Here is a 16,541-nt window from a genome sequence, read left to right on the forward strand (position 1 = left end):
TCGGCAATCGGCACGCCGGCGCCTCCGGCTGCAATTGGCTTTACCGCAGCTTCGCCTTCAGCGAGGCATCCGGGAAGCAGGTGGCGGCAAGGCCGCTCTTTGCCTGCCAGTCGCCGAGCGAGCGGCGCGTCTTGTAGCCGGGAAGACCATCGACCTTGCCGACGTCGTAACCCTTGGCAACCAGCGCCTTCTGCATCTTGAGAACGTCCGAACGCAGCATGTTGCCGACGTCGCCCCAGGTGCCGCGGAAGGCGCCGCCGCCGGTGGCGATGCGGTCGGCAAGGTTGCCGATGAACAGCGCGTAGAGGTCGGAATTGTTGTATTCCTTGAGCACGTAAAAGTTCGGCGTGACGATGAACTCCGGCCCGTGCCGGCCGGCCGGCACCAGCATCATCGAGGATGCCGACAGTTCGTGCGACGGGAAGGCCTTGCCGGAAATCCGGGTAATGCCCTTGTTCGCCCAATTCGACAGGGGTTGGGCGAGATCCGGGCCTTCCTGCGCACAGGAGACCGCTTCCGGGATCGACACCTCAAAGCCCCAGTCACGCTCGCGCTGCCAGCCCTTCTTGACGAGATAATTGGCGATCGACGCCAGACTGTCGGGCACCGAATTCCAGATGTCGCGGCGGCCGTCGCCATCGAAATCGACGGCGTATTGCAGGAAGCTCGACGGCATGAACTGCGGCTGGCCCATCGCGCCGGCCCAGGAGCCGCGCATCGCCGCCTCGTCGACGTCGCCGCTGTCGAGAATGTGCAGCGCCGCGATCAGCTCGCGGCGAAAGAGGTCCGGCCGCGTCGACATGAAGGCTTTGGTCGCCAGCACATCGACCACCGGATAGGGGATCTTGGCGCGACCGAAGCCGGACTCCCTGCCCCAGATCGCCACGATCACCGGGGCCGGTACGCCATAGGTGCGCTCGATCTTCTTGAGCGTCGAGGCATGGGTGGACGCCAGGCTGCGGCCGGTGCCGGCGAGCCCCTGCAGGCGCTTTTCCGAGAAGTAGTTTCCGGGCGAGGAAAACTCCGCCTGGCTCTGCTTCTGCTCCTTCGGCTTCGGGAAGCCGGGGGGCGCCAGATCCGGCAGATCCCAGTTGAGCTTCACGTCGGAAAACGCCGCCTTGAAGGATCCCGCCGAAATGCCCGCCTTCTTCGCTTCCGGCCACAGGTCATTCTGCAACCAGGTGCGGAATTGCGCCTCCACATCGGCCTTGGTGGCGGCGTGGGCGGGGAGGCTGAGAGCGAGGAACGCTGCGACGGCGGCGAGGAGGTGTGCACGGGGATTGCCTCCCTCTGCGCGACCGGAAAACAGCGAACGAACCAGAGACTTCAAACGCATCGGCATCCCTTCAGATCGACGTGCGGGCACGAAGGGCAGCTGCCAGCGTGCCCTCGTCGAGATAGTCGAGCTCGCCACCGACGGGCACGCCATGGGCAAGCCGGGTGATCTTCACCTCCATGCCTTCGAGCTGGTCGGTGATGTAGTGCGCCGTGGTCTGGCCCTCGACGGTGGCGTTGACGGCGATGATCAGTTCGCGCACACCGCCATTGGCGACGCGTTGCACCAGGCCCTTGATGTTGAGGTCGTCGGGACCGACGCCGTCGAGCGGCGAGAGCGTGCCGCCGAGCACGTGATAGGCGGCGTTCATCGCGCCGGCGCGCTCCAGCGCCCAGAGGTCGGAGACGTCCTCGACAACGATGAGCACGGAGTGGTCGCGACGCTCGTCGGAACAGACGGTGCAGGGATCGATCGTATCGACATTGCCGCAGCAGGAGCAGATGCGGACCTTGCGGTGCGCTTCGCCCATCGCGTCGGCGAGCGGACCCAGCAACTGGTCCTTCTTCTTGACGAGATGGAGGGCGGCACGCCGTGCGGAGCGTGGCCCAAGCCCCGGGACTTTCGCCAGGAGCTGGATGAGTTTTTCGATTTCGGGGCCGGTGACTCGTTTTGCCATGCGGCGCTTTTAGCCCATATCGGCCCGAAACGGAATCGCCTTCGAAACCCCGTCAACGCGGCATCCGGCGGCTCTCATCGTCGGCATGCAAAGGAAGCGGTCGGCAAGACCGCCCGCTTCCTGAACTTAACGCCTGGAAGCGATCAGAACGGCAGCTTCATGCCGGGCGGGATCGGCAGGCCGGCGGTCAGCTCGCGGGTCTTTTCCGCCTGCACGGCCTCGGCCTTGTCCTTGGCGTCCTTGTGGGCGGCGACGATCAGGTCTTCGAGGATCTCGACGTCGTCTTCCTTGAACAGCGAGGGATCGATCTTCAGGCTCTTGAGGGTGCCCTTGCCGTCGAGGCGAACCGTGACGAGGCCACCGCCGGAGGTGCCGTCGACTTCGAGTGCGGCGATTTCCGCCTGCATCTTCTCCATCTTGGCCTGCATTTCCTTGACCTTGCCCATCATCCCCATGATGTCGCGCATCGTCGTCTCCTGTTCTTCTGTTTCTGCTCGCAGACGGGATTATTCGATGTCGTCGCCAGGGACGATATCGCCGTCGGCGGATTCGGCTGTGGCCGGAGCCTGGCTCTCGACCTCTTCTTCAACGGCGCGAATGCGCACGTCGGTGATCTTGGCGCCCGGGAACCGGGCGAGAATGGCGGCGACATCGGGATCCTGGCGTGCGTCGTTGACGCGCTGCTCCTGCGCCCGCTGTTCCGCCTCGATCAGTGTCGGCTCGCCGGCCTCGCGGCTGTAGCTGACGATCCAGTGGATACCGGTCCATTCCTTGAGCTTGACCGCAACTTCGCCAAGCAGGGTCTTAGGCGCGTCGTCCGAGACGTTGACGTCGAGGCGACCGGGCTCGATCCGCACGAGCCGCAGGAAACCGCGCACGAGCGTCTTCAGCTTGATGTCGCGGTTCTTGGCGCAGAGATCGGCGATGTCGGCGATCGAATTGACCGGCACCGACGGCTGCGGCTTGGCCGCAGGCGCCGCCATCGGGCGTTCTTCGATGCGGCCGACCGCAACCGCCTGGGGCGCTACGTCCGGCACGGCGCGCAGCATGGTCGCGCCATTGCTCGTCGGGCGTTGCACCGGCATCGGCTGCAATGCCTGGGCCGACACGGACACGGAAGCCTGGGCCTGAGCGCCGCCGCCGTTTCCACCCGAAGGTCCAGGACGAGCGCCGCCGCCTTCATTACCGGAAAGCTCCAGCAAGCGCCGCGCAGCCTCTTCCGGCGCCGGCAGATGTGCCGCATGCGCCAGGCGGATCAGCACCATTTCGGCGGCACCCGCCGGGCGCGACGAGCTTTCGGCTTCCGGAATACCCTTGAGCAGCATCTGCCAGATGCGCGACAGCGCGGTGACCGCGACGCTTTCGGCGAAAGCAGCACCGCGGGTGCGCTCGATCTCGCTCAAGGACTGATCATTGACCGCCTCGGGCACGTATTTCATGCGGGTGACGAGATGGGTGAAATCGGCAAGGTCGGTCAAGACGACCGTCGGGTTGGCGCCGGCCTCATACTGAGCCGTGAATTCCTCGAGGGCCGCGGCGACATCGCCTTTGACGACGTGTTCGAAGAGATCGACGATGCGGGCGCGGTCGGCAAGGCCGAGCATCGAGCGTACGGTCTCCACCTCGACGGCGCCGCCGCCGTGGGCGATCGCCTGGTCGAGCAGTGACAGGCCGTCTCGGGCAGAGCCTTCGGCGGCGCGGGCGACCATGGCGAGCGCCTCCGGATCGAAGGAGACGCCTTCCTTGCCGAGGATCGTCGAAAACAGGCCGACGAGATCCGATGCGCTGATGCGGCGCAGGTCGAAGCGCTGGCAGCGCGACAGAACCGTGATCGGCACTTTGCGGATTTCGGTGGTGGCGAAGATGAACTTCACGTGCTCCGGCGGCTCTTCGAGCGTCTTCAGCAGGCCGTTGAAAGCCTGGGTCGAGAGCATGTGCACTTCGTCGATGATGTAGACTTTGTAGCGCGCCGAAACCGGGCGGTAGCGGACCTGCTCGATGATCTCGCGGATATCGTCGATGCCGGTGTGCGAAGCGGCGTCCATTTCGATGACGTCGACATGACGTCCATCCATGATCGCCTGGCAATGTTCGCCGGGAACGCGCAGGTCGATCGTCGGCCGGTCGATATCCGGCGTCTTATAGTTCAGCGCGCGAGCGAGGATGCGGGCGGTGGTGGTCTTGCCGACCCCGCGCACGCCGGTCAGCATATAGGCCTGGGCGATGCGACCGGTTTCGAACGCGTTGGTGAGCGTGCGCACCATCGGTTCCTGACCGACCATCAGGTCGGAGAAATCCTTCGGGCGATATTTGCGCGCCAGAACACGGTAGGCGGCTGGTTTCTCAACGGATGAAATGGACGTATCGTCGCTCATCGACCCTGCCGCTGTTCGAACTCTTGTCCCGACAGGACGGAAAAGGTGGGAGGCTGGCACGATGACCCGTGCCGGAGCTCGTTGGGGCTGCTTCCTTCCGGACCTGACCCGGTTGGCGAGTGGCTCGTCCACCACCAACCTCCCGGCTTCCATATCGGCAATATCGAAAGCAAATGCAAGCCAAGCCATCAAAAAACTGATATCGATATGCAAAACAAGGCGAATCCGCCATTCTCAATAGCCGAGGAGAACCCGTTGACGACCTTCACCCTCGACGAGCGGCTCGAACGCGACGGCATTCCGATCGCCTCGATCGGGCTTTGCCAGATGCGGCTGATGAACGATCGCCGCTGGCCCTGGCTCGTGCTCATTCCCCAGCGTGAAGGCATCTCCGAGATCTTCGACCTCACCCCGCTCGACCAGACGATGCTGACCTTCGAGACGACCATGGCGGCGACGGCGCTGAAGAAGGTCACAGGCGCCGAGAAGATCAATATCGGCGCCTTGGGCAACATCGTCCGGCAGCTTCATGTGCATATCATCGCCCGCAGCGACGGCGACCCGAACTGGCCGGGGCCGGTCTGGGGCTTCGGCAAGGCGGAGCCGTGGGACGAGAAAGAACATCAGGCCTTCGCAGCCCGCATTCTGGAAAACCTCTGAACATGACGAAATCGATCTTTGACCTTCGCAGCCCGCATCCAGAGCCAAGCACCCTCGTCGCCTTCTCGGAGAATCATCTGGATCGCCAGTCGGAACACCGCGCCGACGATTGCGTCGAAGTGGCGCTGAAACACCCGGGTGCGCACTTCCTCGCCTTCTCCGGAGCGAAGCTCATCGTCAAGCATGACGAAAAGATCATCGACCCGCTGTTTGCGCCTTATGAGCTCGAAGGCCTCGAACCCGTTCTCGACGAGACGATCCTGCTCGGCTACCTCGCGAACGGCGAACCACGGCTGGCTGTGCCGACGGGCCTCACCGAAGAGACGATCACCGAGCCCTTCAAGATCGCCGATGGCCGCACCCTCTATCGCCAGCAGATGCTGCCGGAGGAACTGCTCGGCCAGTTCGCGCAAGGCTCGAGCCTGATTACCTGGAATGCCAACAACCGCTTCTGCGGCCGCTGCGCCGGCCCGATGGAAGGCAAGTCCGGCGGTTACCGCCGGATCTGCACCGCCTGCGGCCACATGGTCTTCCCGCGGACCGACCCCGTCGTCATCATGATGACGATCGACCTTGAGCGCGATCTCTGCCTGCTCGGTCGCAGCCCGCATTTCGCGCCGGGCATGTATTCCTGCCTTGCCGGCTTCGTCGAGCCGGGCGAGACGATCGAAAACGCCGTGCGCCGCGAAACCCTCGAGGAGTCCGGCATTCATATCGGCCGGGTGCGCTACCATGCTTCGCAACCCTGGCCGATGCCGCACACGCTGATGATCGGCTGCTATGCCGAGGCGAAATCGACCAACATCAAGCGCGACGAACAGGAGCTGGAGGACGTGCGCTGGTTCACGCGCGAGGAAACGACCGCGATGCTCGAACGCTCGACCGGGGTCGCCGACACCGGCGACGTGCATATTCCGCCGCCGAAGGGCGCGATCGCACACCAGTTGATGCGCGACTGGCTCGCCTGGGGCGAGCGGGCGTAGGCGCGCTCTAGAGGAGACCGGCCTTGTCCCGCTCCGAACGGCTGCTCGACCTCCTGCAGGTGCTCCGGCGCTACCGCCAGCCGGTGAGCGGCCAGAGGCTGGCGGAAGAAACCGGTGTCAGCCTCCGAACGCTCTACCGCGATATAGCCAGCCTCCAGGCCCAGGGCGCCGATATCGAGGGCGAGCCGGGACTCGGCTATGTGCTGAAACCCGGCTTCATGCTGCCGCCGATGATGTTTTCCGCCGAGGAGATCGAAGCCTTGGTGCTCGGTTCGCGCTGGGTCTCCAAACGCACCGACGACGATCTCGCCGGCGCTGCCGCCAATGCGCTCGCCAAGATTGCTGCCGTGCTGCCCGCCGAGCTTCGCGAGGAACTGGACAGTTCGACCCTGCTCGTCGGCCCGAGCCCGCCGGCCACCAACGGCATCGACATCGCGGCACTCCGGCGCGCGATCCGCAACGAACGCAAGGTGGAGCTCGACTACGTCGACAATGACGGCAGCGCGACGCAGCGTACCATCTGGCCCTTTGCGCTCGGCTTCTTCGAAAACGTGCGCATGGTCATGGCCTGGTGCGAGCTGCGCCTGGACTTCCGGCACTTTCGCGCCGACCGCATGCAGCGGATGGCGGTGACCGAGGCGCGCTATCCCCGCCGCCGGCAGGTGCTGATGAAGGATTGGCGCGCGAGCCAGAACATGTCGGCATCAAAACGCCAGACGGTCGGCTCCTGACGGGCGCACATGCGCCGATGCTGACAGAAACTGGCAGCGGCCAGTCCTAGCCTTGGCACTCCCGCAACAAGGAGGAAAACCATGGCCAAGGCAAATCTCATCGTTCTCTACGTCAAGGATCCGCTCGCAAGCGTGACGTTCTACCGGGGGGTTCTCGCGCAGGAACCGCAGGTCGCCTACCAGACCTTCTCGTCCTTCGAGCTGCCGGGCGGTTTCACCCTCGGGCTCTGGGCCGAACATACGGTCTCGCCGGAGCCGGCGGCATCGGGCAGCCGATCGGAACTGGCCTTCATGGTGGAGGACGAGAGCGCGGTGCGCGCACATTACGAAGATTGGAAGGGGAAAGGCCTGCCGATTGCGCAGGAATTGACCGAGATGGATTTCGGTCCGACTTTCGTCGCGCTCGATCCGGATGGTCACCGGCTGCGCGTCTGCCTCTACGATTCATAAGCGAGAGGGTAGGCGGCGCGCATCCCGCCAGCCTGAAGCGGCGGGATGCGCGAATGGTATGGATTAACGGCCGTAAACGGCGGCCTGGATCTGCGAACGGGACAGACCAATGTCGCTCAGTGCGTGATCGTCGAGAGCGTTCAGCTCGCGGATCGCACGGCGGGTCTTCGCATATTCCATGATCTTCTGACGGATCTTCATTTTTAAAACTCCTTACTTGACGAGCGTCAAATAGGCATTTGCCTAAAATTTGTGTAGCGCCACGATTGCAAACTAGGCATGCACCAGACGCGTAGCCGGTTAACGAACTTTTGCCACTTTCGCCCCCGTAGGGCGTGGCGAAACCAATGATTCCCTCGGAGAATGATCGCGGACGGAACGCGCAGGACTTAAGCATGAAGCTGTAAAAATCTTAGCCAGATGGCAGACCCGCGAATACACAGCGCAAGAAGACCGCAACCATAGGCTTTATTTTGATTAGAAATCAGGCGCACTCGTGACCTGCGGCCTCCAGCTACGGGAAAGCGAAAACGACCGCCCCACCGGAGGCGGTCGGCGCTTGCCTGCGCAGGCTTTTCTCGCAGAAGTCTGGCGCCGGAGCGGATCTGCTCAGAGAACGCCGCGCATCGGGTGTGCGTTATAGGTTCCGAGGATGCGGACCTTTTCGGAGAAGAAACGCAGCTCGTCCATGGCGTGGCGCACGCCGACGTCGTCCGGGTGCCCTTCGATATCCGCATAGAACTGCGTCGCCACAAACCGGCCGCCGAGCTGGTAGCTCTCGAGCTTGGTCATGTTGATGCCGTTGGTGGCGAAACCGCCCATGGCCTTGTAGAGCGCTGCCGGGATGTTGCGGACATTGAAGACGAAGGTGGTGATCATCAGCTCTTCGTCGCTGGTCCGGGATATGCGCTGCTCTTCGCGGGACAGCACGACGAAGCGGGTGACGTTGCTCTCGGTATCCTCGACATTTTCAGCGATGATTTCGAGGCCATAGAGATCGGCGGCCAGTCGCGGCGCGAGCGCTGCCATCGAGCGGTCGCCCTTTTCGGAAACGAGCTTTGCCGCACCCGCCGTATCGCCGGCGACGACCGGCTTCCAGCCGTTGGAACGAACGATCTTGCGGCACTGGCCAAGCGCATGGATGTGGCTGTGCACGGTGCGGATCTCATCACGGGTGACACCCGGAAGCACCATCAGCTGGAAGCGGATTGGCATGAAGTATTCGCCGACGATATGCAGCCGCGATTCCGGCAGGAGGTGATGAATGTCGGCGACGCGGCCGGCGATCGTGTTCTCGATCGGGATCATCGCCAGATCGGCGTCGCCGTTCTCGACCGCGACGAAGGCATCCTCGAAGGTCTGGCAAGGCAACGGCTCCATCGACGGGAACATGTCGCGGCAGGCCATGTCGGAATTGGCGCCATAGTCGCCCTGGAAGGAAATCCTGTTGGTCTTGGCGGTCACGGTAGCGTCCTTCTCAGGTTCTGATATCAGCGGTTAAGGGCGGACAGGATGCGGCGGGCCTTTTCCAGCTCGACCGGCGTGTCCACACCAAGCGGGACCGAATCGACGATCTCGACATCGATGCGCATGCCGGCTTCAAGCGCACGCAGCTGCTCCAGCGATTCGCGGCGCTCGAGCACGGAGGGCCGAAGCGAGACGAAATGCTCCAGCGCCTGGCGGCGATAGGCATAGAGCCCGATGTGGTGATAGAGCGGGCCTTCGCCATAGGGCGCGGTCGCGCGGGTAAAATAGAGCGCGCGCAGGCGCGTGTCCGAAAGCGGCGAACCGACGACCTTGACGATGTTCGGGTTGGTCTTCTCGCTCTCTTCGGTGATCGCCACCGTCAGTGTTGCTATATCGGTGGCGGCATTTTCGAGCGGGTTCAGCGCCGCGCGGATCGAGGCCGGCTCGACCGTCGGAAGGTCACCCTGGACGTTGATGACGAACTCGGCTTCGCCGTTCGGATCGGCCTTCTGCAGCGCTTCGTAGATCCGGTCGGAACCGGACTGGTGGTCGACGCGGGTCATGATCGCTTCGAAGCCGGCCTCGCGCACCACGTCGAAGACCTGCTGGTCGTCGACGGCAACGACGACACGGCCGACGTCCGCTTCCTGCGCCCGGGTCGCTACCTGGACGATCATCGGCAGGCCGCAAATGTCGGCGAGCGGCTTTCCGGGTAGGCGTGTCGAAGCCATGCGCGCCGGAATGAGCACGATGACTTTACCTGAATTTTCGCGATTCATGATCTGGCCTTCAAAAACCCCGCCGAAAGTGTCAATAAGTCTCAGTTAGGGGCCGATAATCACTGTTGCAACGCAGAGCCAAAAGACATAGGTTCCGCGCGATTTCAAGATAGGCCGGGTTTTTGTTTGCGCCGGTGGCAAAGGGAGCGTTTGCAGATGAATTCATATGTGAACATGGGCGTGGGCGCCTTTCTGGGAACGGTCTTCGTTCTGATGTCCGTGTCCATTGCATCGGAAGGCATTTTCCATTCCGAAGCTCCCGAAAAGGAAGGCTTTACGATCGTCGCCGAAGAAGGCACGTCTGAAGCCGGTGCCGGCGGTGCCGCAGAAGTCGAAGTCGACATCAAGCCGCTGCTGCTCAAGGCCGATGCTTCCGCCGGTGAAGCCGTGTTCAAGAAATGCGCAAGCTGTCACACCGCCGACAAGGGCGGCGCAAACAAAGTCGGTCCGAACCTCTGGGGCCTCGTCAACCGCCCGATCGCTTCGCATGAGGGCTTCAGCTACTCGGCCGGCATGAAGACGTTTGCCGAAGGCGGCAAGGTCGTCTGGGACTACGACCACCTCAGCTACTTCATCGAAGCACCGAAGAAGCACGTTCCGGGCACCGCCATGGGCTTTGCCGGCGTCAAGAAGCCCGACGAGCGCGCCAACCTGATTGCCTGGCTGCGCGAGCAGGCCGACGCTCCGGCAGCACTGCCGGACGCATCTGCCGGTTCTGCCGAAGCCGCACCGGCTGCCGGCGAAGCAGCGCCGGCTGCTGGCGCCGAAGGTGCAAAGCCGGCCGAAGCCCCGGCAACCGAGACCAAGCCGGCCGAAGGCCAGCCGGCACCGGCGCAATAAGTTCAGCGGTCGGAAGCGACCCTATTGCAAAAGGCCCGGCTCGCGCCGGGCCTTTTCGTATTCGGGCACAGCGACGGATGTCGCGCACGGAACGTTGAGACGGATCCCCCTCTCCGGCGAAACAGTTTGCCGGAAAGTGCGACAATCACATCAGCAGATAGGCCCAGACCGAAACGCTGACGACGCCGAGCGCGGTCGTCAGCGTGATCGTCGAGGACGCCAGCCCATGGCCGACATTGAAATGGTTGGCGATCAGCCAGGCGTTCACACCCGTCGGAACGGCCGACGTCAGCACCAACGCCGTCGTCCAGTTGTCGTTGAGGCCGAGCAGGTGGCAGCTCGCATAGACGACCGCCGGCATGACGACGAGCTTCAAGGCGCTCGTGACCGAGGCGAGCCCAAGATTGCCGGCAAGGCCGTATTTATCCAGCGCCATGCCAATCGAGATCAGCGCCGCGGGTGCTGCCATCGACGCCAGCTGATCGACGACGGTCTTGACCGGACCGCCAAGCGGCTGGCCGACAAGATGGAAGGCGGCACCGCAGGCAAGACCGATCACCAACGGGTTGCGCACCAGATTGCGGGCGACGCCGGCCAGGAGCTGCAGCGGGCTCTGCCCCGGCTTGCCCCCGGCGCGCCGCTCCGCACGCTCCATCAGGAGCGTGCCCGCGATCATCATGACCGGCAGATGCACCGAAAGCAGGATCGAGATCGCAACGATGCCCTCCTCGCCGACGATTCGCGACACCAGCGGCAGGCCGATGAAGACCGTGTTGGCGAAGGCAGAGGAGACGCCGGCGAGAACCCCCATGCGCGCATCCCGCTTGAAGACGAGCGTCGCCGCCACGTGTCCCAACGTCCAGGTGACCGCAACGCCCGAGAAATAGGCGACCCAGAGCGGCCAGGGCGAACCGTCCTTGAAATCCGCCTCGGCGATCGTGCGAAACAGCAGGATGGGCACCGCGACGCGAAAGACGAAATCGCCCAAGGCTTCGCCGACGGCCGGTTTCAGGTAGTTCAAGCGCACCAGCAACCAGCCGGCAAGGATCAGGATGAAGATGGGCAGGACATTCTGGAAGATATCGGACATGCGCGGGCCCTGGATCACGATGGCCTTGGAGCGGATCGATCCAAGATCTTCGGGGTCGGTTGTCATGAGGTGAGCGGGAGCCGGGCGGAAGACCGTAAATGCTTTCCTCTTCCCGCTCCTGGAGTGGTCCTGCCAGCAATAACGTTGTTCGCACCTGCGCCGCAAGCGCGCGAACAGCTGGCAGAGAGAGGGGAACATTCACAGCCCGCAGGCGTTCCGAAACAGCATGAGGAACGAGCCATGCCGACAGAGAAGCCGATATACGCACATAAGGACGACGATCCGCATCTCACCGATGATGCGCTCGCCGACAAGGTGCTGCGCTACATCCAGTATGCGGCGATGATCGATACGCGCGACATCTCTGTGATGGCGCTCGGCGGGGTCGTTGTGCTTTCCGGCCATGTGGCGCAGGCATCCGACATCGCCTGTGCCGGCGACGCCGCAGCATCTGTGATCGGCGTGACCAGCGTCGAGAACCGGCTGGCAGTGACGCCGGGCGCGGGCGAGGCTGATCGCTGAGCGAGCGGTTGCCGTGCGGAAATCCGGATGATAGGACATGCCGGCATGAGATTTCGGCAGGCTTGGCGCTACCGCCGCAGAGCCGCCATAGGAGCCGCAGATGAGGACCGACCCGTCAGCAACCAGGTAAGCCGCAACAACGGTTGAATAAGTTGTTGCGGCGTCTGTCGGCTCACACTCAGAAGATTTGATGAAGTGGCAGATCGCCGCCGAATGTTTTCATTTGCGCGGATGTATCATCATGCCCGATCGTAATTCCCCCACCTGGTCCTACTCGCTGCCGGCAGCCCTTCTGCTGATGGCGCCCTTCGACATCCTGACGTCGCTCGCCATGGATATCTATCTGCCCGTCGTGCCCGACATGCCGGCCATTCTCGGCACGTCGCCCGCAGTCGTCCAGCTCACGCTCAGCCTTTACATGCTGCTTTTGGGCCTGGGCCAGTTGCTGTTCGGCCCGCTGTCCGACCGCTTCGGCCGCCGGCCCGTGCTTCTCGGCGGCGCGACGCTGTTTGCCCTGTCGTCGCTAGGACTGGCGGCAACCACCTCGGCGCCGGTCTTCGTCGCCTTGCGGCTCGTCCAGGCGGCCGGCGCCTCGGCCGCCCTGGTCGCGACCTTCGCGACCGTGCGCGATGTCTATGGCGCGCGTCCGGAAGGCGTGACCATCTATGGCCTCTTCAGCGCCATGCTCTCCTTCGTACCGGCGCTCGGGCCGATCGCCGGCGCGCTGATCGCAGGCGCTTTCGGATGGCAAGCGATCTTCGTGACGCTTAGCGTTCTTGGCCTTGCCGCACTCGGCCAGGCCTTGCCGCGCTGGTCCGAAACCCGGCCCGACGCCGCTGCACCGGCAAAGCCGAGCTTCATGCCCATGCTCACAAGTGGTGCCTTCTGGACCTACACGCTTGGCTTCAGCACGGCGATGGGCGCGTTTTTCGTGTTCTTCTCCACCGCCCCACGCCTGCTCATCGATCGCGCCGGCTATTCGCAGCTGGGCTTCAGCCTGGCCTTCGCGACCGCTGCCGTCGTGATGATCATCGCCACGCGCTTCGCCAGGGGCTTCGTCGCCCGCTACGGGACCGCCGGTTGCCTGACCCGCGGCATGGCCCTGATCATCCTCGGCGGGCTGCTGCTTGGCGCGGGCGAAGTCTTGGCCGCTCCGTCGTTCGAGAGCTTCGTGCTGCCGATGTGGGTGATCGCCTTCGGCATCGTCATGACCACCTCGGTCACCGCCAATGGGGCGCTCAAGGCCTTCGATGCCATCGCCGGGACGGCGGTGGCGCTCCACTTCTCGATCCAGAGCCTGATCGTCAGCCTTGTCGGCACTGGCGCCGTGCTGCTGCTTGGTGGCGATACGGCCTGGCCGCTCGTCGGCTATTGCCTCGGCATGGCGGCGATCACGCTGCTGGCGCTGGCGTTTCTCGACCGGCGCAAAATTCGATAGCCCTGCCCCTCCCGGAGCGGTCACCCACTCCGGGAGGTCTTCAACCGGAAAGACGGCAACATGCCCCTTGACCTCGCCCCTGGGGCTGGCCCCAGACTGCTCTCATGACCGATTCCTACTTCCTCGCAGGCCGCTTCGGCGCCGCCACACGATTGTCGCCGAAGGCGCTCCGGCTCTATGCCGAGCAGGGCCTGTTGGTGCCTGCCCATGTCGATCCCATAACCGGTTACCGCTACTACGCCGCCACGCAGGCAAGCCGCGCCAGACTGATTGCCCGGCTGCGGCAGCTGGGCCTACCGATCGCCCGGATCGCGCGGCTGATCGATCTTCAGCCTGACGTTCGCCTGACGGAGCTTCGCGCCTGGCTGGAGGTGCAGAGCAAGCGGCTCGAGGATCAGCGCGAGTTGGTGGAGGCCATCATCCGGCAATCGAGCGGCGGCGACGATCCGCTTGTCATGGCCGTTGCCGTGCGCGACGTCGCGCCTTCGAAAATCGTCTATCGCCAAAACCATGTGACGGTGGATGCTCGAGGCCTTCACCGAAAGCGCCGAAACGGAGATCCGCGGCTATCTTGCGCAATCGGGCAAGAGCGACGACGGGCCGATGACGCTGCATTTCCACGAGCCGGTCAATCACGACGGCAAGGGTCTCGTCGAGGTCGCGATCGGTTATGACGGCAGTCTCGAACCCACAGGCGATCTGCGCATCCGCCTCCAGCCGGCGGGGCGCGAGGCGTTCCTCGCCGTGGCCGAACCGTTCGAGACCTTTCCGGCGGTGCTTCGCGTCTATGATGCGATCGAGGCCTGGTTCGAGCAAAGCGACGACATCTGCTGCTTCGGCAGCCCCTACGAAATCTATCCCGGCAGCGGCAGCGCCCGCTTCGATGTCGCCTACCCCATCGTGCGCTAAGCCAATCCCCGCACGTCCCAATCACTTCCTCCCCGATTTCTCCTTCCCTCGATTACTCAAGGATCAACCGATGCAGCACTTTTCATATGTGGGTTCCGGCCCTTATTGCTACGCCAACTCGTTCGCGATGATGTTCGGCGAGGCTGCACCCTCGACCTCGACCATCGAGCTTGCCACCGGCAGTCCCTTCGGCATGCAGATCGTCGGCGGCACGCTGCCGTTCTTCGATCCCTATGGCTGGGATCCGGAGGCCGGGTTCGACGGCGCGCTGAACGCGCTCGGCTGGACGTCGCAGGTCAGCAGCGGCGGCGAGCCCGAGGACGCGCTTTCCCGCCTGCGCTCGGCACTGAAGGATGGCCCCGTCTGGGTCGGCCCGGTGGAGATGGGGCATCTGCGGCACCAGCCGGGCATGACTGGGCCGATCGAGGCCGATCACTACGTCGTGGTCCTCGCATTGGACGAGACGCGCGTGCTGATGCACGACCCGCAAGGATATCCCTACGCCTCTCTGCCGCTCCACGATTTCATGACGGCCTGGGGCGCCGAGACGCTGAGCTATGGCGACCCCTACACCATGCGATGGGGATTCTCGCGCGTCGCCGACGTGAGCGAGATCGAGGCAATTCGCGCCTCGGTGCCGGCCGCCATCCACTGGCTCTCGATGACCACGGACCGGCTGGTGCCGGTGGGCAGCCTTGGCAATGCCGACGCTGCCGAAGCGCTCGCTGCTCGGATCGAAGCTAACTGCGACAAGAACCTGCGGGCTCACCTCGTGCACTTCGCCGTTCGCGTCGGCGCCCGCCGCGCCGGCGACGCGGCATCCTGCCTGGCGCGGGCGGGCCTTGCCAAATCCGCCGCGATCGCCGGCGAGCAGGCACGGCTGATCGGCGCCCTGCAGTATCCGCTGGTCCTGCGCAGGGATGCCGAGGCGGCCGAAAGCCTGCGCCTGCTGGCGCCGACCTACGACCGGCTGCTCGCCACCCTGCAAGCCGGGGAGTGAACTTACAAGCCGCGCAGTCCCGGACGGAAAACCGCTGTGCACTTTTCCTTGGAATTCGCTCGTTTGGCTGGCGCAATCCCGGACGGAAAACCGCTACGCACTTTTCCTGGAATTCGCTCGTTTGGCTGGCGCAATCCCGGACGGAAAGCCGCTACGCACTTTTCCTGGAATTCCTCGTTTGGCTGGCGCAATCCCGGACGGAAAACCGCTACGCACTTTTCCTGGAATTGCTTTAGGCAATGAGCTCCGAGAAGCTTTTCGGGCGCGCCGACTTCGTGTCGCGCACCGTCTCGTAGTGAAGCCCGACGACGCCGTTGTCGTAGTGCTCGCTGCCGATCAGCCGCAGCTCGTTCTTGTCGCGCAGCCGGGCGAACCATGGTTCGCCCGGCGATACGACCGGGTAGACGAAGAAGTGGTAGCGATCGACGAGGCCGAGGCCAATCACCGTCTGTGCAAGGCTCGCGCCGCCGGACAGATGGATATCCCGGCCGGGTTCAGCCTTCAGGCTGGTCAGGAAGCGCGAGAGCGCCGCATCATCATGAACCACCGCCCGCTCGGCATTGTGCCAGGGGCTGATTGCCTGCTCGCCGGTTCGGGAGAACACGATCTTGCGATAGTCGTGCATGCGCCCTGCCATCACCCGATTGGTCTCGCCGCCCGCCTCGTCGTTCAGTGCGCCCGGCCAGTAGCCGACCATCTCCTCATAGGTCGTGCGACCGACCAGAACCGTGTCGTAGCCGGCGTAAAGGCGGTCGATCGCCCGGTATTGTTCCTCGACCACCGTGCCCATCCAGGCAAGCGGATCGTCCAGGCGGCCATTGAGCGTCGTCATCATCTGCAGCACGATGTTGCGCATGGGATCGGCTCCTCAGTGGGTTTGCTCGACGAACCGGGCCAGTTGCTCGGCGACAGTCCCCCAACCGTCGTGAAAGCCCATCTCCTCGTGCATCTTCCGGTCCGCGCCGCTGCGATGCATCACATGGGCGGCGTACTCCGTACCGCCAGGATGATCGCTGAGGGTGATGATCGCCGTCATGAAAGCGTTTTCCGCCGGGCGCCAGCCGGCAAGCAGCGTGTCAGTGAAGACGATGCGCGAGAGTTCGTCGACCGCGAGAAAGCAGGCATCGATATGCGGCACGAAAGCGCCGCCGCCTTCGCTGATCCGCGTTACGAAGCTGCCGCCGGGCCTGAGATCCATGTCGATCACCTTGCATCTTGCCGGCTCGGGAACCCACCATTGTTCGAGCCGCGTGGGATCGCTCCAGGCGCGCCAGACGGTCGCGCGTGGCGCCTTGATGACGCGGGCCATCGTCAGGTCGAGTTCAGGATCGGGAGAGCGGGTCAT

Annotated in this window: 20 protein-coding genes, 1 other RNA gene and 1 pseudogene; 10 read left to right on the forward strand and 12 right to left on the reverse strand. The window is 64.0% G+C overall.

Annotation, left to right across the window (positions count from 1 at the left end):
* Nucleotides 1-40: 40 nt before the first annotated feature.
* The 5 genes from IB267_RS14470 to ffs all read right to left on the reverse strand — a co-directional run bounded on the left by IB267_RS14470 (nucleotide 41) and on the right by ffs (nucleotide 4,470).
* Nucleotides 41-1,336: a lytic murein transglycosylase gene (locus IB267_RS14470; RefSeq protein WP_192448183.1), complete on the reverse strand. Its 1,296-nt coding sequence runs from the start codon at nucleotides 1,334-1,336 to the stop codon at nucleotides 41-43.
* Between the two features lie 10 nt (nucleotides 1,337-1,346).
* The gene (gene recR / locus IB267_RS14475; protein ID WP_029742358.1) at nucleotides 1,347-1,952 is read right to left on the reverse strand and encodes a recombination mediator RecR; all 606 of its coding nucleotides are present in this window, start codon (nucleotides 1,950-1,952) and stop codon (nucleotides 1,347-1,349) included.
* Between the two features lie 143 nt (nucleotides 1,953-2,095).
* Complete coding sequence (locus IB267_RS14480; RefSeq protein WP_029742357.1) at nucleotides 2,096-2,419, reverse strand: YbaB/EbfC family nucleoid-associated protein; 324 nt, start codon at nucleotides 2,417-2,419, stop codon at nucleotides 2,096-2,098.
* Between the two features lie 39 nt (nucleotides 2,420-2,458).
* Complete coding sequence (locus tag IB267_RS14485) at nucleotides 2,459-4,327, reverse strand: DNA polymerase III subunit gamma/tau (protein WP_192448184.1); 1,869 nt, start codon at nucleotides 4,325-4,327, stop codon at nucleotides 2,459-2,461.
* A 45-nt stretch (nucleotides 4,328-4,372) separates the two neighbouring features.
* Nucleotides 4,373-4,470, reverse strand: an RNA gene (gene ffs, locus IB267_RS14490) — signal recognition particle sRNA small type.
* A 64-nt stretch (nucleotides 4,471-4,534) separates the two neighbouring features.
* Between ffs and IB267_RS14495 the strand changes: the two genes are divergently transcribed.
* The 4 genes from IB267_RS14495 (at nucleotide 4,535) to IB267_RS14510 (ending at nucleotide 7,151) form a co-directional block, all read left to right on the forward strand.
* Nucleotides 4,535-4,987, forward strand: coding sequence for an HIT family protein (locus tag IB267_RS14495; protein WP_052201563.1), 453 nt, complete (start codon nucleotides 4,535-4,537; stop codon nucleotides 4,985-4,987).
* 2 nt (nucleotides 4,988-4,989) lie between these two features.
* Nucleotides 4,990-5,970 (forward strand): NAD(+) diphosphatase, encoded by a 981-nt coding sequence (gene nudC, locus IB267_RS14500; RefSeq protein ID WP_192448185.1) that lies wholly within the window; start codon nucleotides 4,990-4,992, stop codon nucleotides 5,968-5,970.
* 23 nt (nucleotides 5,971-5,993) lie between these two features.
* On the forward strand, nucleotides 5,994-6,701 hold the full coding sequence (locus IB267_RS14505) for a YafY family protein (protein ID WP_192448186.1): 708 nt from the start codon (nucleotides 5,994-5,996) through the stop codon (nucleotides 6,699-6,701).
* A gap of 81 nt (nucleotides 6,702-6,782) precedes the next feature.
* Complete coding sequence (locus IB267_RS14510) at nucleotides 6,783-7,151, forward strand: VOC family protein (RefSeq protein ID WP_192448187.1); 369 nt, start codon at nucleotides 6,783-6,785, stop codon at nucleotides 7,149-7,151.
* A gap of 63 nt (nucleotides 7,152-7,214) precedes the next feature.
* On the opposite strand, the gene IB267_RS14515 is transcribed toward IB267_RS14510, so the two are convergent.
* From IB267_RS14515 to IB267_RS14525, 3 genes are all read right to left on the reverse strand, one after another.
* On the reverse strand, nucleotides 7,215-7,352 hold the full coding sequence (locus tag IB267_RS14515; RefSeq protein WP_064817013.1) for a DUF1127 domain-containing protein: 138 nt from the start codon (nucleotides 7,350-7,352) through the stop codon (nucleotides 7,215-7,217).
* Nucleotides 7,353-7,760: 408 nt separating this feature from the next.
* Nucleotides 7,761-8,615 (reverse strand): prephenate dehydratase, encoded by an 855-nt coding sequence (locus IB267_RS14520; RefSeq protein ID WP_192448188.1) that lies wholly within the window; start codon nucleotides 8,613-8,615, stop codon nucleotides 7,761-7,763.
* A gap of 26 nt (nucleotides 8,616-8,641) precedes the next feature.
* A complete protein-coding gene (locus IB267_RS14525; protein ID WP_192448189.1) occupies nucleotides 8,642-9,397 on the reverse strand; it encodes a 3-deoxy-manno-octulosonate cytidylyltransferase in 756 nt (251 codons plus the stop codon).
* 156 nt (nucleotides 9,398-9,553) lie between these two features.
* On the opposite strand from IB267_RS14525, the gene IB267_RS14530 reads away from it, so the two are divergent.
* Nucleotides 9,554-10,237 carry a cytochrome c family protein gene (locus tag IB267_RS14530; protein ID WP_192448190.1) on the forward strand — a complete coding sequence of 228 codons (684 nt, stop codon included), beginning with the start codon at nucleotides 9,554-9,556 and terminating at the stop codon, nucleotides 10,235-10,237.
* Between the two features lie 145 nt (nucleotides 10,238-10,382).
* On the opposite strand, the gene IB267_RS14535 is transcribed toward IB267_RS14530, so the two are convergent.
* The gene (locus tag IB267_RS14535) at nucleotides 10,383-11,327 is read right to left on the reverse strand and encodes an AEC family transporter (RefSeq protein WP_192448335.1); all 945 of its coding nucleotides are present in this window, start codon (nucleotides 11,325-11,327) and stop codon (nucleotides 10,383-10,385) included.
* Between the two features lie 240 nt (nucleotides 11,328-11,567).
* Here IB267_RS14535 and IB267_RS14540 point away from each other — a divergent pair, with 240 nt between their 5' ends.
* The 3 genes and pseudogenes from IB267_RS14540 to IB267_RS33890 form a co-directional block, all read left to right on the forward strand.
* Entirely contained in the window at nucleotides 11,568-11,849 is a 282-nt protein-coding gene (locus tag IB267_RS14540; RefSeq protein WP_192448191.1) for a BON domain-containing protein, read from the forward strand.
* Between the two features lie 241 nt (nucleotides 11,850-12,090).
* The gene (gene cml, locus IB267_RS14545; protein WP_192448192.1) at nucleotides 12,091-13,287 is read left to right on the forward strand and encodes a CmlA/FloR family chloramphenicol efflux MFS transporter; all 1,197 of its coding nucleotides are present in this window, start codon (nucleotides 12,091-12,093) and stop codon (nucleotides 13,285-13,287) included.
* Between the two features lie 104 nt (nucleotides 13,288-13,391).
* Nucleotides 13,392-13,553, forward strand: a pseudogene (locus IB267_RS33890) (MerR family DNA-binding transcriptional regulator); the annotation flags it as partial.
* 27 nt (nucleotides 13,554-13,580) lie between these two features.
* Here IB267_RS33890 and IB267_RS33275 read toward each other — a convergent pair.
* Complete coding sequence (locus tag IB267_RS33275; RefSeq protein ID WP_246810636.1) at nucleotides 13,581-13,799, reverse strand: hypothetical protein; 219 nt, start codon at nucleotides 13,797-13,799, stop codon at nucleotides 13,581-13,583.
* A 10-nt stretch (nucleotides 13,800-13,809) separates the two neighbouring features.
* Between IB267_RS33275 and IB267_RS14555 the strand changes: the two genes are divergently transcribed.
* Both IB267_RS14555 and IB267_RS14560 read left to right on the forward strand, forming a co-directional pair.
* A complete protein-coding gene (locus IB267_RS14555) occupies nucleotides 13,810-14,196 on the forward strand; it encodes a hypothetical protein (protein ID WP_246810637.1) in 387 nt (128 codons plus the stop codon).
* Between the two features lie 70 nt (nucleotides 14,197-14,266).
* Nucleotides 14,267-15,196: a hypothetical protein gene (locus tag IB267_RS14560; RefSeq protein WP_192448195.1), complete on the forward strand. Its 930-nt coding sequence runs from the start codon at nucleotides 14,267-14,269 to the stop codon at nucleotides 15,194-15,196.
* Nucleotides 15,197-15,428: 232 nt separating this feature from the next.
* Here IB267_RS14560 and IB267_RS14565 read toward each other — a convergent pair whose 3' ends face one another.
* On the reverse strand, nucleotides 15,429-16,052 hold the full coding sequence (locus IB267_RS14565) for a dihydrofolate reductase family protein (RefSeq protein WP_192448196.1): 624 nt from the start codon (nucleotides 16,050-16,052) through the stop codon (nucleotides 15,429-15,431).
* 12 nt (nucleotides 16,053-16,064) lie between these two features.
* Nucleotides 16,065-16,541 carry an SRPBCC family protein gene (locus IB267_RS14570; protein ID WP_043611790.1) on the reverse strand — a complete coding sequence of 159 codons (477 nt, stop codon included), beginning with the start codon at nucleotides 16,539-16,541 and terminating at the stop codon, nucleotides 16,065-16,067.

The organism is Ensifer sp. ENS09, from assembly GCF_014852425.1.
Classification (GTDB): Bacteria; Pseudomonadota; Alphaproteobacteria; order Rhizobiales; family Rhizobiaceae; genus Ensifer.

What these genes read in the sequence shown, in the direction of transcription:
- IB267_RS14535 (WP_192448335.1), bottom strand. Translation starts at nt 11,327, where the DNA reads ATGTCCGATATCTTCCAGAATGTCCTGCCCATCTTCATCCTGATCCTT.
- IB267_RS14525 (WP_192448189.1), bottom strand. Translation starts at nt 9,397, where the DNA reads ATGAATCGCGAAAATTCAGGTAAAGTCATCGTGCTCATTCCGGCGCGC.
- IB267_RS14555 (WP_246810637.1), top strand. Translation starts at nt 13,810, where the DNA reads ATGCTCGAGGCCTTCACCGAAAGCGCCGAAACGGAGATCCGCGGCTAT.
- IB267_RS14480 (WP_029742357.1), bottom strand. Translation starts at nt 2,419, where the DNA reads ATGCGCGACATCATGGGGATGATGGGCAAGGTCAAGGAAATGCAGGCC.
- IB267_RS14565 (WP_192448196.1), bottom strand. Translation starts at nt 16,052, where the DNA reads ATGCGCAACATCGTGCTGCAGATGATGACGACGCTCAATGGCCGCCTG.
- IB267_RS14470 (WP_192448183.1), bottom strand. Translation starts at nt 1,336, where the DNA reads ATGCGTTTGAAGTCTCTGGTTCGTTCGCTGTTTTCCGGTCGCGCAGAG.
- cml (WP_192448192.1), top strand. Translation starts at nt 12,091, where the DNA reads ATGCCCGATCGTAATTCCCCCACCTGGTCCTACTCGCTGCCGGCAGCC.
- IB267_RS14495 (WP_052201563.1), top strand. Translation starts at nt 4,535, where the DNA reads ATGCAAAACAAGGCGAATCCGCCATTCTCAATAGCCGAGGAGAACCCG.
- IB267_RS14510 (WP_192448187.1), top strand. Translation starts at nt 6,783, where the DNA reads ATGGCCAAGGCAAATCTCATCGTTCTCTACGTCAAGGATCCGCTCGCA.
- IB267_RS14530 (WP_192448190.1), top strand. Translation starts at nt 9,554, where the DNA reads ATGAATTCATATGTGAACATGGGCGTGGGCGCCTTTCTGGGAACGGTC.
- nudC (WP_192448185.1), top strand. Translation starts at nt 4,990, where the DNA reads ATGACGAAATCGATCTTTGACCTTCGCAGCCCGCATCCAGAGCCAAGC.
- recR (WP_029742358.1), bottom strand. Translation starts at nt 1,952, where the DNA reads ATGGCAAAACGAGTCACCGGCCCCGAAATCGAAAAACTCATCCAGCTC.
- IB267_RS14515 (WP_064817013.1), bottom strand. Translation starts at nt 7,352, where the DNA reads ATGAAGATCCGTCAGAAGATCATGGAATATGCGAAGACCCGCCGTGCG.
- IB267_RS33275 (WP_246810636.1), bottom strand. Translation starts at nt 13,799, where the DNA reads ATGGTTTTGGCGATAGACGATTTTCGAAGGCGCGACGTCGCGCACGGC.
- IB267_RS14485 (WP_192448184.1), bottom strand. Translation starts at nt 4,327, where the DNA reads ATGAGCGACGATACGTCCATTTCATCCGTTGAGAAACCAGCCGCCTAC.
- IB267_RS14570 (WP_043611790.1), bottom strand. Translation starts at nt 16,541, where the DNA reads ATGACCCGCTCTCCCGATCCTGAACTCGACCTGACGATGGCCCGCGTC.
- IB267_RS14540 (WP_192448191.1), top strand. Translation starts at nt 11,568, where the DNA reads ATGCCGACAGAGAAGCCGATATACGCACATAAGGACGACGATCCGCAT.
- IB267_RS14560 (WP_192448195.1), top strand. Translation starts at nt 14,267, where the DNA reads ATGCAGCACTTTTCATATGTGGGTTCCGGCCCTTATTGCTACGCCAAC.